Raw genomic sequence first — 15,442 nt, 5'->3', positions numbered from 1 at the left:
TTTTATTGAAAAGGAGTTCAACCCAGATGGGACGTCATAACCAGTCCATAATGAAAAAGAAAAAACGCAGAAGGCGCATATTTTGGTTCGCGGTCTTTCCTATACTGCTTCTTGCAGCAGTGGGAGCTACCTACGGCACCTACTTATATATAAAAGCTGAAAATATGTTTGACAGCGCCTTTTTCGATGATCGCGGAAAATCTGATCTTCGCGACAAAAAAGTAAATCCAAATATAGATAATGTATCGATTCTTTTTATTGGCGTTGATGAGAGTGAGAAACGCGGAAACCAAGGAAACTCCCGCTCGGATGCACTTATGCTTGCGACTCTCAATGAAAAGGAAAAGTCCGTAAAATTGTTAACGATTCCCCGGGATTCCTACGTATACATTGATGAAGTCGGGTATTATACAAAAATCAATCACGCGCACAGCTTCGGCGGCCCGCGGGCAACGATTAAAACAGTTGAAGATCTGCTGGAAATTCCCGTGGACTATTACGTCCGTTTGGATTTCGAAGCATTTGTAGCAGTTGTAGATGCCCTGGGCGGAATTGAAGTGGATGTTCCCTATACCTTCAATGAGCTAAATTCCAAAGATAAATCAGATGCAATTTCTTTGGAAGAGGGTCTGCAGACACTCAATGGTGAAGAAGCGCTGGCCCTGGCCAGGACCCGGAGGCTGGATAATGATATTGAGCGCGGTAAACGCCAGCAGGAAATTATGAAAGCTATTGCCAGAAAGGCGGCAAGCGGCTCAGCATTGCCTAAATATGCAAAAGTTATTGATGCTATTGGTGAAAACATGCGTACAGACATGACGTTTGACGAGATGAAAGCCCTGATAGACTATGGAGTCGCCGGAGATCTGACGATAGAAACCTACACCCTTGAAGGGGATGATACACGTATCATGAACAGCCAAGGGCAAAATGTCTACTACTGGCAGCTCGATGAAGAAAACCTGGCACAAGTAAAAAACGAACTGCGGAGCCACCTCGGACTTTCTACGTTTGATACGAATACAGAAGTAGCTAATCCGGCTATGCAGGAATAACATAAGGGATACAAAGGACGCTGTAATGGCGTCTTTTTTTTACCTTTATTATTTTTTATATAAAAAATCTGACAGCATAATTCGACATGGTGTTATAATATATGGGTGCACTGGGAATATTTTCATACCTTACAATCAAGGGGGCATCCATGAAGAAAAAATTATTTTTAATGTTGGTAGCACTGGGCCTGGTCATAGGTCCGTTCAACCAAGCGGTCGCAGCTCAATCCCAAAAAGTCATGATTGATCCAGGCCATGGCGGCAGTGATTCAGGTGCAGTTGGAAATGGACTGCTTGAAAAAAATTTGACCTTAGACATCTCTCGAATAGTGAACCAATATTTGGTTAGTCGATATGATGTGGAGACAAGGATGACACGCAATTCCGATGTTTATTTATCATTGAAACAGCGGACAGATGCTGCAAACAGCTGGGGAGCGGACTTATTTCTTTCCATTCATATTAATGCTGCCGGTGGTACCGGATATGAAGACTATACCCATAACCGTAATGCTGCGGAGGAGGATATAAAGGTTCAACAAGAGATTAACAAAGAGGTTAATAAAGTATTGCTTGAATACCAAAAGAGAAACCGTGGGATGAAGCAAGCCAACTTTCATGTATTAAGAGAATCAGAAATGGCCTCTGTCCTGCTAGAAATTCTTTTTATTGATCACGCGTCAGATGCAGAGTTATTGAAAAACCGGCAATTTTTAAATGATATCTCTGCAGCTATCGCAACAGGGGTTGGAAATGCGTTATCTCTTCCGCCGAAAGGCAGTGGATCAGCAGATGCCTCGTCCAGCAACTCTATCTCTGTGACAAGTGCCAGCGGGACTTACATTGTAACCGCCAGTTCACTCAATGTGCGTTCCGGTAACGGAACGAATTACCCTTCCATTGGCACTTTAAAAAAGGACAATCAGGTTAAGGTTACAGGAATTACGTCTAACAATTGGTATCGGATCTCATTTGGTGAAAAAACAGGCTATGTCAGCGGAGCTTATTTGAAAGCCGAGCCTGCTCCTAAACCTGCGAAAAAGACCAACACAGCCATCAAGGTAAGCAGTGCCAGCGGGACTTACATTGTAACCGCCAGTTCACTCAATGTGCGTTCCGGTAACGGAACGAATTACCCTTCCATTGGCACTTTAAAAAAGGACAATCAGGTTAAAGTTACAGGAATTACGTCTAACAATTGGTATCGGATCTCATTTGGTGAAAAAACAGGCTATGTCAGCGGAGCTTATTTGAAAGCCGAGCCTGCTCCTAAACCTGCGAAAAAGACCAACACAGACATCAAAGTAAGCAGTGCCAGTGGTACTTACATTGTAACCGCCAGTTCACTCAATGTGCGTTCCGGTAACAGTACCAAGTATTCTTCTCTCGGTACTTTGAAAAAGAATAACCAGGTGAAGGTAACCGGTAAAACTAATAACAATTGGTACAGGATTTCATTCAAAGGTAAAACAGGCTATGTCAGCGGATCTTATTTAAAAGCCAAGCCAGCTCCTAAACCTGCGAAAAAGACCAACACAGCCATTAAAGTAAGCAAGGCCAGCGGGACTTACATTGTAACCGCAAGTACATTGAATGTACGTGCAGGAAACGGTACAAACTTTAAGTCAATTGGGAATTTAAAGAAGAATAATAGAATCCATGTGACAGGGAAAACTTCAAATGGCTGGTATCGCTTTACTTATCAAGGAAAGACAGGCTACGTACATGGAAAGTATATAAAGGCCCAAAAGCCTTTTTCTGCAGCGCAGCCAAAAAGCAAAGGTATTCAAGTATCAAAGGTAAACGGTACATATAAAGTAACTGCCAGTTCTTTAAATGTCCGTTCAGGAAATGCGACATCGTATGCCAAGATCGGCAATTTGAAGCGTGGAAGTAAAGTTAAAGTGACAGAAAAAACTTCAAATGGCTGGTACCGCATCTCTTATAAAAGTAAGACAGGTTACGTAAGCGGAAAATATGTAAAGCCAGTATAAATCATAAAGAGCATGAAGACGGATATTTTGTCCGTCCTCACGCTCTTTTTCTTCGTTGTATTCGTTGTGCCTGCCTGCCCTCCATAATGCGGAGAATCGGCTTATAATCCTTGCTGACGAGTCCTACCACTTCTACAAAGATTTCAATAATGATGCTCAATACGACAAGCAGCAGCAGCGATCCCCATACCGTCGCCATAGAAAAAATCACGGCTGCCAGACTGAACATGACTGCGATGCCATAAATGACGAGGACCGCCTGCCGGTGTGAAAACCCGGAACTCATCAAGCGGTGGTGTAAATGAAACTGATCTGGTGCTGTCAATGGTTTCTTTTGAATCAATCTGCGGATAATCGCAAAAAATGTATCCGAGATGGGAACACCCAAGATGATCACCGGAATGATCAGTGAGAAAAAGGTAATATTTTTAAATCCGAGCAAGGAAAGCAAGGCAATCATATATCCGAGGAATAAAGCTCCCGTATCGCCCATGAAGATTTTTGCCGGATAAAAATTGTATATTAAGAAACCTAACGCACTTCCCAACACCATCAAAGCGATGGCCAAAACAAATATGTCCCCTTGTAAAAAAGCCATGAAGCTGATGGTAATGAGCGCAATGGAGGAAACACCTGCCGCCAAGCCATCCAGACCGTCAATCAAATTAATGGCATTGGTGATCCCGACAATCCAAAGGATAGTCAACGGAACGCTCAGATAACCAAACTCCAATTGGCCGCCGAACGGAAGGTTAATAAATTCCAAATCAAATCCGCCGCTCACCGCAATGGATGCAGCAACAACTTGTCCAAGCAGCTTCCATTTTGGAGAAATATCATATATATCATCCAGCATACCGGTAGCGATAATCACCAGGCTGCCGATGACCAGGTAAATCATATTCGGGTCATTCGGCCTGAATAACATAAGCCCAATCAGGAAACTGATATAGATGGCCAAGCCGCCCAGTCTGGGCATCAGATCGGTATGCACCTTTCTATAGTTCGGCTTATCCGTAATATTAAATTTGATGGAAATTTTTTTCACTAAAGGGGTAAGGAGAACTGAAGCTATAAAGCAAAGCAATAACATCAACAAGTATTCCAATGAGATACCCCTCCTTATATACAGGATGGCAAAAAACAAGCCGTATTATCCAAGGTATTTTATCGTAAAACAGCCAAATCATAGAAAAAGTAGATTACTAGTTATACATCATACCACAAATCGCTATACATATTTCTTATTTGGTGCGCAAAACTTTTAGCATGAAAAGCGGCAGGAAGGCCATTCGCTTCCATCTATGCGGCTGCTTGATTAATCGATACAGCCACTCCATGTTCAGTTTCCTCCATATGGCAGGTGCCCGTTTCACCTTACCTGACAACACATCGAAGCTTCCCCCTACTCCCATAAACAGTCCTTTTGAAAACAAATGGGAGTTTTGGCTGATCCATTGTTCCTGGCGCGGAAAGCCCAAGGCAACAAAAACCATGTCCGGATTGGCCGCCTGCACCATTTTTGCAATGTCCGGATCGTTTCCTTTAAAAAAACCATGATGATATCCGGCAATGTGTATGCCGGGATAATCCTGTTGAATATTGTTGATTGCCTTATGTAAAACCTGCTCCTTTGCGCCAAGGAAGAAAACTTTCAACTGTTCTCTGTCGGCTACATCCAGCAGGTCTTTCATCAACTCAAAGCCGGGTATCCGTTCCGGAAGCGGATTGTTCAGCATTTTTGCTCCCATAATAATCCCGATCCCGTCGGGAATAATATAGTCTGCCGACTGTACAATTTTTTTATATTCCGGATCCCGTTGTGCATACATCACAATTTCCGGATTCGCTGTAACGACAAAAGTTTTTTTACGGGCTTTTAGCCGTTTCGTTAACATCTGGATTGTCTCTGTTTTAGTTGTATGATCAAACTCGACACCGAGTACTTCGACTTTTTTCGACATGGTATGCTCCAGTTTCTGAAAATCATGTGGACTGATGCATTATTATATCAAATTCTGTAAAGGTTTTGTTAATTTTTTATGAAGATATCCTTTTTTATTATACCACGAATGTAAAAAAGTAAAGCGATAAATTAAAAATAGAAGGATTAGGCAGAGTAGGTACGGATGCCTGCCCCGGCTGCCGAGTCTTGTGCAGCCGGAGAATGGTGGCATTGCGGGGAAAGCTGGTGGACATTTTTAATCCGTTGCTCCCGGGGAAGAAACTTTTGTGACATAGGACAAAAACGTATCCAATGCTTTGGTCCGATAGGGGCTTGACGTGACGATGGAGAATTTTCTCGTAAACGGCAGGCTGTCGACCGGAAGGATGGTGAGAGAGCCCATGTCGAGTTCCTTTCGGATAGCCCAATGGGAAAGCAGGCTGATGCCAAGACCGGCCTCTACAGATTCTTTAATAATTTGAATACTGCCGAACTCCATCATTTTTTCCGGCGCAATGCCGATCGACTTCAACATATTGTCTGCTGCAGTCCGTGTCCCCGACCCTACTTCGCGGACGATCCACTTTTCTTTTTCCAAATCTTGCGGAGTCACTTGATCCTGACCAGCAAGCGGGTGTCCGGGTGCTGCGACGATATGCATGGCGTCTTCAGCGAAAGGTTCGATCATGAGTTTGTCATGCTGGAAATCTCCTTCAACGATTCCGACATCCAGCTGATGTTTTAACACAGCTTCAGCAATATCTTTTGTATTTCCGATGGTGATGGACGGCTCGACGAGCGGATATTCGTCCAGCATCTCGGCAATGACATGCGGCAGGATATATTCCCCAAACGTATAGCTGGCGCCGATTGAAAGCGGGCCGCTCGTCTTATTCGTCAGATCATCTACAAGCCGCTGCATTTTAGTATAAAGCCCGGTAATTTCTTGTGCGTAGTCATAAACGATTTCCCCTGCTTTGTTGAGCTTTACATATTTATTGGTTCTCTCCAATAATCTCGTTCCAATTTGATCTTCCAGGGCACGGATGTATTGGCTGACCGCCGGCTGCGACATATGCAATTCTTCGGCTGCCCTTGAAAAATTTTTCTTTTCTGCCACGGCAATAAAGACTTCCAATTGCTGATCCATAGGGTGTGCTCCTCTCACTTAGGCTTATCGTTAATACTATATTGATTAACTTTTCTTATAATTGCAAATGATTTATTTTGGGTTAAGATAGGAGGAAAATATGCGTGGCGTGTCAGGGGGACCGAGGGTTGCGGAGTGGTTGTTATTCGAAGAGGCCGTCAAAACTACGTGTAGTATTTCGTCCTTTCTTTTTTCAGAAAAAGGGTTACATCCGTGTCCACTTGCAGACAGGTTCAGCGCGGGAGCTGAACCTTGTATGCTTGGATCTATACTCTGCCACGGGAGTATTGCTAGACCGAAGGCAGGATTTCAGAATTCAAATCTTAACAGTATTCCCACCGTGATCAGTATTGCTATGCCAGTGGGCAGTATTTCGACAATCCGGAAAGTATTTCCCTTTCTGCGGACAGTATTTCGGGAATCTGAATAGTATTCCCTTCTGTGGACAGTATTTCAAAATTCCAGACAGTATTCTCGAAAGTTGGACAGTAGGCGCCGCCGCTTGGACAGTATTATAAAATGGCGGACAGTGTTTTAAATTCTTGACAGAATTTCCCTATCGCAATAAGTATTGGTATACCAGAGGTCAGTCTTTCGTAAATAAGGACAGTGTTTTATAAAGGTGGACAATTCCTAGGAATTGGACTGCAAACGTTACAGCTCCGACAGTATCCCCCAGTATTTCGTCAGCTCGGACAGTAGGCATCCCTCGTGGTATAGTATCCGTTAGTTTTTTAATCGTAAGAGATCCGCATCCCACTAAATCCTCCGCGCCTTCAGCACTCCATTCGCCTTATTGATCGTTTCCTTATACTCCAGTTCCACTTTTGAATCCTGAACAATTCCTGCACCTGCCTGCAGGTAGGCACGCCCATCTTTTATCACCAGCGAACGGATGGCCAAGGCGAAGTCGACGTCTCCATTGGCGTTGATGTAGCCCAGTGCGCCGGAGTAAACGCCGCGCTTGACGTCCTCGAGCTCGTTGATGATTTGCATGGCACGCTCTTTCGGTGCACCGGAAACCGTACCTGCCGGGAGGCACGCAATCAAAGCATCCAGCCCGGTTTTTCCTTCCGCCAAGGTTCCCTCCAATTCAGAGACAATGTGCATGACATGCCGGAAGTATTCAATGTTCATATTTTTGATCAGCCGGATCGTGTCCGGGTCGCAGACTTTTGCCATATCCTCAAGGCTGAGATCAATCAGCATCCGATGTTCGGACAGTTCTTTTTCATCTGCCAAAAGCTCTTCGGCCAGCGCCCTGTCTTCTTCTTCCGTACGGCCCCTTCGTCGTGTGCCTGCGATCGGATTGGTATTGACTTGCCTTCCGTTCGACTTAATAAAGCTTTCCGGTGATGCACCGAGCACAACGTATTCTCCAAAATCGACGTAGAACATGTACGGTGATGGATTGGAGTTTCTCAGCACTCTGTAAAAATGAAACGGATCACTCTTCACTTCCCCGCTCATACGCTGTGACAGGACGACCTGCTCCACCTCGCCTGCATCTACGTAATCTTTTGCTTTTTGAATGCGCGTCATGAACTCTTTTTTCTCTAAATGAGGTTTAAAGTCAATCTCACAATCCGGCAGGCTTTCATCCACTTGGCCTTGAAAAATTTGTCCTTCAATCTCTGCTGCTCTATTTTCCAGCTGTTCTTCTGAGCGGCTGCCGTCCAGATCAATTGCCAAAATATAGATGGACTGCGCCAAATGGTCAAAAATAATAACATCTTCGCAGAGTAAAAAATGAATGTCCGGCATGCCGATTTCGTCTTCCGGAATAGTACCGATATCCGCATATGGACGAATGGCGTCATAGCCGACATATCCGACGGCACCGCCGTAAAAGGGAAAAGGAAGATTTGCTTCGATTTTTGGGAGCACTTGATCTAATATTTGAAGAGGCAACCCGGACTCCTCCTGCAGTATGTCTCCATCTGCGGAAATAATGGTTGTCAACCTCCCCTGCCCTTTCACTTCCTTCACCGGGTTGGCCCCTATAAAGGAGTAACGCCCCTGCTCATCATGCTTCAACGAGCTTTCCAACAGAAATTTTTTTACACCTTGAAGCCGTAAAAACACTGTAATCGGCGTTAACACGTCTCCATTTAATTTGGTCATTTTGATGTTTGTCGTTTTTGTAGTCATGATCCTATTCCTTTCTATATTTTTTAAGGGCGGGCCCTGCTGCCACGTCCGTTATACACGCTGCCTGGACCTTATTGTTGGGCAGCGGACAGTATTCGGTTCGTGCTTGGACAGTAAGTTTGATTTGTGGACAGTATCGCACGGGGGTTGGAAAGTATTTATGAATCTTGGACAGCACCACTCAACCCCCGGACAGTACTCTCGAAGCTCGGACAGTATGAGATGGAGAGCCGACAAATATTCTTGATTCCCGGGTACGAACCGTATCCTTGAATCCTGGGCACAGTATCCACTGACTCGAACAGTATTCTCGCTGCTTATTGGAAGAAATCAATCTATCTACTTTATATGATATAACTCTTTATCTAAGACAGTACCACTCAACCCACGGACAGTATTCTCGAATCTTTGACAGTACCACTCAACCCACGGACAGTACTCCCGCACGCTCGGACAGTATCAGCCGGGGAGCAGACAATATTCTTGAATCCCGACAGTACGGGCAGTTCTTCGAATTTTGGGCAGTATCCAACGCCCCCGGACAGTAATACGCGACTCCAGCAGTATCCCCGCACGCTTGTATATCCTGACAGTTTTACAGCCCTTCTTCACCACATTGCCTCAATGAAAAAACCCCCGAACAAGCAGATTTTGCCTGTTCGAGGGCGATCGTAACCGCGGTGCCACCTCGTATTGGAGAATGAATTCTCTCCATCTTATTCTGACACAGGAAAATTGCCCATCCTTTTTCCGATGTCCTATCCAGTTAACGTTGGAATCCCCGTATTTCCCTACTTTCTTCAGGAAACAGCTCGCAAGCCCATTCCGCCCGGCTTTTCGCACCGGATTTCCACCAACACCGGTTCTCTGCAGCGAAAAGATTCGAACGTACTCCTCTTGCTCATCACGATTGCTGTATGAAATTTTTCATGAGAGTATGTAACTTTTTTCCCTGTCATCCTCCACAGCAAGAACTCTCCCTCTCATCTGCTGTTTTGGATCTGAACGCTATTCTCGCAAGCTTCTTCGCCAGGCCTCCATCTGGCAGGTCAGCATACGACAAATAATTTTTTTCCGGCTGGCAGATGAAGCTTTAGGCCGGCTGCCCGAAACATCATGTTTTTCGATAGAAAAACCAAAAAGGCCCCCCATCCGGAAAAGGACGAGGGACCGCGGTGCCACCTTTTTTAGCTAAAAGCTCTCTCTAAACGCACGAAATTGCCATGCGTATTCCCTTTGTAACGGCGGGAGGTGTCCGTCAAAGCCTACTGCCGGGATTCCCGGGTTCGGTTTGATAGCTCGGAAGCCCATTCCCCTGCCGATCCACACTGGTTCGCACCAACCACCAGCTCTCTTTCGTTTCACGACGGGTACTCTTCTTCGTCAGCGCCAAAGTTTCATATTGTTAAACTTGATAATATGAAAAATCGGCGGCGCTGTCAATATTTTTTTACAAAATCCATTATTCTTTCTCGGGAATGTCGCAGCTCCCGTCTGCACAGGCTGCTCCGTTGTCCGTGCCAAGATCCTGCAGTTTCGGCTCAGCCTGTTCTTCTTCCCACACTTTTTGAAGTGCTGCCAAGAAAGTTTCCGTTGGCTGCGCGCCGGATACTCCGTATTTTCGATTCAGCACGAAGAACGGAACGCCCCTGACGCCCATGAGCTGGGAGGCCTGTTCATCGTTGCGAACTTCATCCGCAAACGCATTTTCATCAGCCAACACAGCCAAAACTTCATCGCGGTCCAAGCCGGCTTCTGCGGCAATGTCTGCCAATGTTTCATGGTCACCCAAGTGCCTGGACTCCGTAAAATAAGCATGCAGCAGTTTTTCATGAACGTCTTTTGCTTTATTTTTGGTTTTGGCAAAATGCGCCAGGCGGTGCGCATCAAATGTGTTGGTCGGAATCATCGTATCAAAATTAAACGTCAAGCCGGCTTCCGCTGCCTGCTGGCGAACGCCATCGTTCATTTTCTTTGCTTCCTCCACACTCATGCCATATTTGCCTGCGAGCTGTTCATACATGCTCTTGTCCGTATCGCGCGGAGCATCCGGCTCCAGTTCAAATGCTTTGTATTCCACCTCTACCTGATCGCGGTGATCAAACTTCTTTAAAGCTTCCTCCAAGCGGCGCTTGCCGATATAACAAAACGGGCAGGCATAATCTGACCAAATTTCAATTTTCATAAGGGACACCTCTTTTTTATTATTTCCGTGGCGAAACAATCTTCTATGTAAAGGGTAACTTAAGTACTGGGAACCTACAATTTTTTCGTACTGAACAGCAGAAGGAAAATTTTACAGGTGGGGTGTTATTTCGACAAAGAATGAAAGCAAATTCCATGAGGTCCTTTGATAGGGATGGAGTCGAAGTTGGCAGGTAAGATTTACAGGAAATTTTCTACAAGGATTCCTTGGGAGATTAGGTCCCTCTCCATTTTTTAAAAAAATTAATACCTTCATATGGGATACAGCGCTTTCCGCCCATTTCAAAAACAAAAAAGGGCCCAGTAACGGAACCCTTTTTACCTTTTATAATTTTGTCTCATCAAAGCTGCCAAGTACACGCACGTCGTGTCCATACGTTCGCAAGATGGAGACGGCTTTTTGCATGTTGACTTCCTGGATGCCCATTTCCGCCTGGACGAAAAAGCGGTACGTACCGAGTTTTTTCTTTGTTGGACGGGATTCGATCCAGGTCAGGTTAATATCCAGCGATGAAAAGATGTTCAAGATGATCGCAAGCAAACCCGGGCGATCTTCGCCGGGTGTAATGAGCAGCATCGATTTCGATGCCTGAATGACTTCCGGCTTTTCATTGGTTACAATGAGGAACCGGGTGGAATTGCCTTCGAAATCCTGAATGTTTCTTTTCGCAATTTCGAGTCCAAATGTTTTGGCTGCCAGTTCTGACGCAATGGCACCCGCGTTTTTATTATTTGATTTTACGAGTGATTCAGCGGCGTTTGCCGTACTGCTGTAATGCTTCGTTTTCACTTGCAGTTTTCTAGTAAAATCGCGGCATTGAGCGAGTGCAGGCCCGATGGACCAAACCTCACGGATATGGTCTGCCTCCGCACCTTCGACTGTCAAGAGATGCAGGGCGATGGGCAGCACCGCCTCCCCTTCCACCCACACATCATAGTTGATCAAGCCGTCCGTTGTCATCGTGATCGTGCCTTCGATTGCATTTTCGATCGGCACAATCCCTTTATTCACTTCTCGTTCGGCGACCGCCTCGAGCACATCAACGATTCCGTCGTACATCACAAGCTCTCTGTTTTCCGGCGGGAAAAAGCGCAGCGCTGCTTCTTCGGAAAACGTACCCTTTGGTCCTAAATACGCAACTTTCAAAATGACATACTCCTTTAAATAAAATTGAGGACTCTCTTTCTAAGTTTGACTCTGCTGAAACCGTGTTATCTTGGCTAATGATTAAAATACTGGTCCGCTATATTTAACTGGCCAAAATACTTGCCGTTTTTGAGGATATAATCCAGGGCGCGGAACTGGCCGGCTCCGGGGAAAAACTAGCCAATGTTTTCAAATCCTTGCTGAGCCGGCACTAATTCGAGCCCATTTTTTCAGATACTCGCCAAACCGGAGCTAATACTAGCCAATTTTCTTTAATACTCGCCAGCGAGGAACTATTACTAGCCAATTTTTCCATTTACTCGTCAAGCCAGTGCTAATACTAGCCAATTTTCCAAAATTCTGTCCGGCACCGGCGCCAACACACTGGCCAAGGCTTTTTCGACATAATTCGGGGCGTGCCAGGCACCTGTCGAAATGCACCCCAAAAGGAAGTTCCGGCCCACGGCCGGAACTTTCCGCTTCCCCTTATTTGCTTAGGGCTTCTGTCAGGCTGGGGACGATTTGCTTTTTACGGGAGACGACGCCTTTAAGCACACATTGGTTTTGGTTCAAAGATACGTTAAAGGCACGCTCGACGCTTTCAGCCGCTTTTCCGTGAGCAATCGCCGTAGAGTCGTTTGTTAGGATATCTGTGATGACAAAGAGGAAAAGGTCTAACCCTTTTTCTTCCACAGCACGGGCCAATGCAGCTTCGATTTCCTCTTTACGCGCAAGAATATCGTCGACACCGATGGCGTTCACCTGCGCAATTTCCACTTTAGCCTGTCCCATTTCAAATGGCTTGGCATCGAGTTTGATCAACTCATCCGCAGTTTTATCGCTGACATCCGCTCCGGCTTTCAGCATGTTCATTCCGTATTCTTCCGCATCCACCCCGGCAATTTCCGCAAGCTCACGGGCCGCCTGGACATCGCGGTCTGTGCAAGTCGGCGATTTAAATAAAAGCGAATCAGAAATAATCGCTGACAAGGCAAGCCCCGCGATTTCTTTTTCCATTTCCACGCCGCTTTCTTCGTACATTTTTTTCAAAATCGTCGCTGTGCAGCCGACAGGTTCCGCGCGGAAATACAGCGGATCACTTGTTTCAAAGTTGGCGATGCGGTGATGGTCAATCACTTCCACCACTTGGACTTTCTCAATATCATCCGCGCTTTGCTGACGTTCGTTATGGTCTACCAAAATGACTTTGTCCGCTTCATTCGCGACCGTGCTCACTTGGCGCGGCGCTTCAATGTTAAAATGTTTGAGTGCGTATTCTGTTTCTCTGTTGATTTCCCCCAGGCGGACAGCTTCTACGTTTTCACCCAATTTTGTTTTTAAATCAGTATAGATCAGTGCCGAACAAATTGAATCGGTATCAGGGTTTTTATGACCAAAAATGAGAACTTTTTCCATGATCCTACTCCTTGTTATCTGATGATTTTTTATGATAACTATTTTAACATAACCACTGGCTCTAATGATACAATGACAGGATAAGGGGGATGTTACATGAAAAAATGGATCGGATGGCTGAGCGTGCTGCTGATTGCTGTTGTGGCCGCCGGCTGCAGCAATCAGCCTGCACCTGAAGAGCGTTTCACTGCTTATGTAAAAGAGTGGAATGAACGGAATTTCGATGAAATGTACAAGTATCTGTCCAAAGAGGCACAGGAAAAAGTGTCGAAGGATGAATTTACTGAACGCTACGAAAAAATTTATAATGATTTAGAAGTTAAAAATTTAAAAGTGGATTTTACAACGCCTGAAGAAACGGAAGAAAAAGAAGGTTCCATCGAGCTGCCATTCAGCGTAACCATGGATACCATCGCAGGCGAAATTACCTTTGATCATACGGCCGTTTTACAGGAAGAAGAACGGGAAGAAGCAAAAAACTGGTTTGTCAGCTGGGATACGACATATATTTTTCCAGAGCTTGAAGAAGGAGATACCATCGGCATTTCAACTGCACCGGCCAAGCGCGGTGATATTCTCGACCAACATGGAAAGCCGCTGGCGACCATGGGCAAAGTGACCGAAATCGGGATCATCCCCGCTGAAATGGGCGAGGATAAAGAAAAAATCATCAAGCAGGTTTCAGAGGTGCTCGGACTGAGCGAGGAGCAGATCGAAAATGCATTGTCGGCTTCCTGGGTACAGCCGGAACACTTTGTTCCGATTAAAAAAATTCCGGGCGATACAAACGACGTGCTCGAACAAGCGACAGAGATCCCCTCTGTGAACAACCGAACGGTCGAATCGAGAGTCTACCCTCTCGGTGAAGCGGCGGCGCACCTGATCGGTTACGTCGGACCGATTACAGCTGAGGAGTTGGAAAAAGCCGGAGGCGGATACCAAAGTTCGGACGTGATCGGAAAAAGAGGTCTGGAGCAAGTGTTTGAAGAGAAATTAAAAGGCCAAAACGGTGTTAAAATTGTCATCAACAAAAAAGACGGCACTGAGAAAGTCCTTGCGGAAACAGCTGTCAAGGACGGCGAAAACGTTCAATTAACGATTGATGCAGGTATTCAAAATGAAGTGTTTAATGAATTAAAAGACGAGGCGGGTACAGCAGCAGCGATCCACCCGGTGAGCGGCGAAACCCTTGCACTCGTAAGCAGTCCAAGCTTTGACCCGAACGTTTTATCCTTGGGAGCGACAGCAAAAGATTGGGAACAGCTGGAAAGTGACAAGAAAGAACCGCTGGTGACCAGGTTTAAAAACGGCTATGCACCGGGGTCGGTGATCAAACCGATTACGGCAGCGGCTGCACTGGAAGCCGGTGCGATAGATTGGAAGAAAACGTACGATATCCAGGGTTTGTCCTGGAAAAAAGATTCATCCTGGGGCGGCTATTCCGTTACGAGGGTAACAGAGAAGAACGGGCCGATTGACTTGGAAACTGCGCTTGTGCTTTCGGATAATATTTATTTCGCTCAAGCAGCGCTCGACCTTGGCAAGGATGAGTTTGTGAAGGGATTGAAAGCCTTCGGATTCGAAGAAGACATGCCTGATTTTGCTTACCCGCTGGATCAGTCGACGATCGGCGAGATTGACTCGGATATTGCGTTGGCGGACTCCGCCTACGGACAGGGGCAGGTCCAGATGAACATCGTCCATTTGGCAGCAACCTACACACCTTTAATAAATAAAGGAAACATGATTCAGCCTGTGTTGGTAAGTGGTGAAGATACAGGCAACGTTTGGAAAGAAGGCGTCATGAGCGAAAAAACAGCGGCGGATCTCGAGAAGGCTTTGTTAAAAGTTGTGGAAGATCCGAGTGGAACTGCGCGCAGTGCCCGGATCGAGGGCAAGCGTGTTGCCGGTAAAACCGGAACAGCAGAGTTGAAAGCAAGGCAAGGAGAAAAAGGAAAAGAGAACGGCTTTTTCGTCGGCTATGATACGGAAAATCCGGAGCTGCTTGTGGCCATGATGATTGAAGACGTCCAGGGACGCGGAGGATCGGAGTTGGCCGTTGAGAAAGTTAGAAACATACTGGAATAAGAGAAGGCAGTCCCGGGCGGACTGCTTTCCTTGGCCCATAAATTCCTGAAGGTGGCGGGCATCCGCCAGCTGCTTTCAGGGAGAAAACCCGCAAATACAAAATCAGGAGGAGAAAAACGATTCGATTTTCTCCTCCTGATTTATTTTAGGAGCTTTTTAGACAGCCCCTTTTATGTGCCGGGGTGCTATGGATTCCACTGCTTGCGGATCATAGATCCGGCGCATACCGACTAGACACGGCCAAGCGACAGCCTTTAAAGGTTGGGAGAGCGGATCCAGTGGCCACTTTAG

Annotated in this window: 10 protein-coding genes and 2 other annotated features; of the genes, 3 read left to right on the top strand and 7 right to left on the bottom strand. The window is 45.9% G+C overall.

All coding sequences use genetic code 11. The features are described from left to right. The first annotated feature begins 26 nt into the window (after positions 1-26). Positions 27-1,055, top strand: a complete 1,029-nt coding sequence (locus ACFSCZ_RS06955; protein ID WP_380773097.1) for an LCP family protein — start codon at positions 27-29, stop codon at positions 1,053-1,055. A 149-nt stretch (positions 1,056-1,204) separates the two neighbouring features. After that, the gene (locus tag ACFSCZ_RS06950; protein ID WP_380773096.1) at positions 1,205-3,049 is read left to right on the top strand and encodes an SH3 domain-containing protein; all 1,845 of its coding nucleotides are present in this window, start codon (positions 1,205-1,207) and stop codon (positions 3,047-3,049) included. Positions 3,050-3,086: 37 nt separating this feature from the next. Here ACFSCZ_RS06950 and ACFSCZ_RS06945 read toward each other — a convergent pair whose 3' ends face one another. The 7 genes from ACFSCZ_RS06945 to ACFSCZ_RS06915 all read right to left on the bottom strand — a co-directional run bounded on the left by ACFSCZ_RS06945 (position 3,087) and on the right by ACFSCZ_RS06915 (position 13,063). Then, complete coding sequence (locus tag ACFSCZ_RS06945; RefSeq protein WP_380773114.1) at positions 3,087-4,142, bottom strand: glycosyltransferase family 4 protein; 1,056 nt, start codon at positions 4,140-4,142, stop codon at positions 3,087-3,089. 151 nt (positions 4,143-4,293) lie between these two features. Then, the gene (locus tag ACFSCZ_RS06940; protein ID WP_380773095.1) at positions 4,294-5,013 is read right to left on the bottom strand and encodes a WecB/TagA/CpsF family glycosyltransferase; all 720 of its coding nucleotides are present in this window, start codon (positions 5,011-5,013) and stop codon (positions 4,294-4,296) included. A 237-nt stretch (positions 5,014-5,250) separates the two neighbouring features. Next, positions 5,251-6,144 (bottom strand): LysR family transcriptional regulator, encoded by an 894-nt coding sequence (locus ACFSCZ_RS06935; protein WP_380773094.1) that lies wholly within the window; start codon positions 6,142-6,144, stop codon positions 5,251-5,253. Positions 6,145-6,903: 759 nt separating this feature from the next. Next, complete coding sequence (trpE, locus tag ACFSCZ_RS06930; protein WP_380773093.1) at positions 6,904-8,295, bottom strand: anthranilate synthase component I; 1,392 nt, start codon at positions 8,293-8,295, stop codon at positions 6,904-6,906. Between the two features lie 658 nt (positions 8,296-8,953). Then, positions 8,954-9,209: a binding site (T-box leader), on the bottom strand. Positions 9,210-9,450: 241 nt separating this feature from the next. Beyond that, positions 9,451-9,691: a binding site (T-box leader), on the bottom strand. A gap of 66 nt (positions 9,692-9,757) precedes the next feature. Then, entirely contained in the window at positions 9,758-10,480 is a 723-nt protein-coding gene (locus ACFSCZ_RS06925; protein ID WP_380773092.1) for a DsbA family oxidoreductase, read from the bottom strand. A gap of 345 nt (positions 10,481-10,825) precedes the next feature. Continuing rightward, positions 10,826-11,647, bottom strand: coding sequence for a prephenate dehydratase (gene pheA / locus ACFSCZ_RS06920; RefSeq protein ID WP_380773091.1), 822 nt, complete (start codon positions 11,645-11,647; stop codon positions 10,826-10,828). Positions 11,648-12,133: 486 nt separating this feature from the next. Beyond that, positions 12,134-13,063: a manganese-dependent inorganic pyrophosphatase gene (locus ACFSCZ_RS06915; protein ID WP_380773090.1), complete on the bottom strand. Its 930-nt coding sequence runs from the start codon at positions 13,061-13,063 to the stop codon at positions 12,134-12,136. A gap of 96 nt (positions 13,064-13,159) precedes the next feature. Here ACFSCZ_RS06915 and ACFSCZ_RS06910 point away from each other — a divergent pair, with 96 nt between their 5' ends. Then, on the top strand, positions 13,160-15,151 hold the full coding sequence (locus ACFSCZ_RS06910) for a penicillin-binding transpeptidase domain-containing protein (RefSeq protein ID WP_380773089.1): 1,992 nt from the start codon (positions 13,160-13,162) through the stop codon (positions 15,149-15,151). The last annotated feature ends 291 nt before the right edge of the window (positions 15,152-15,442 follow it).

Source organism: Siminovitchia sediminis (genome assembly GCF_042680885.1).
GTDB lineage: Bacteria > Bacillota > Bacilli > Bacillales > Bacillaceae_C > Siminovitchia > Siminovitchia sediminis.
Note: the sequence above shows the minus strand (reverse complement) of the source record. Positions and strands in the feature narration are given on the sequence as shown.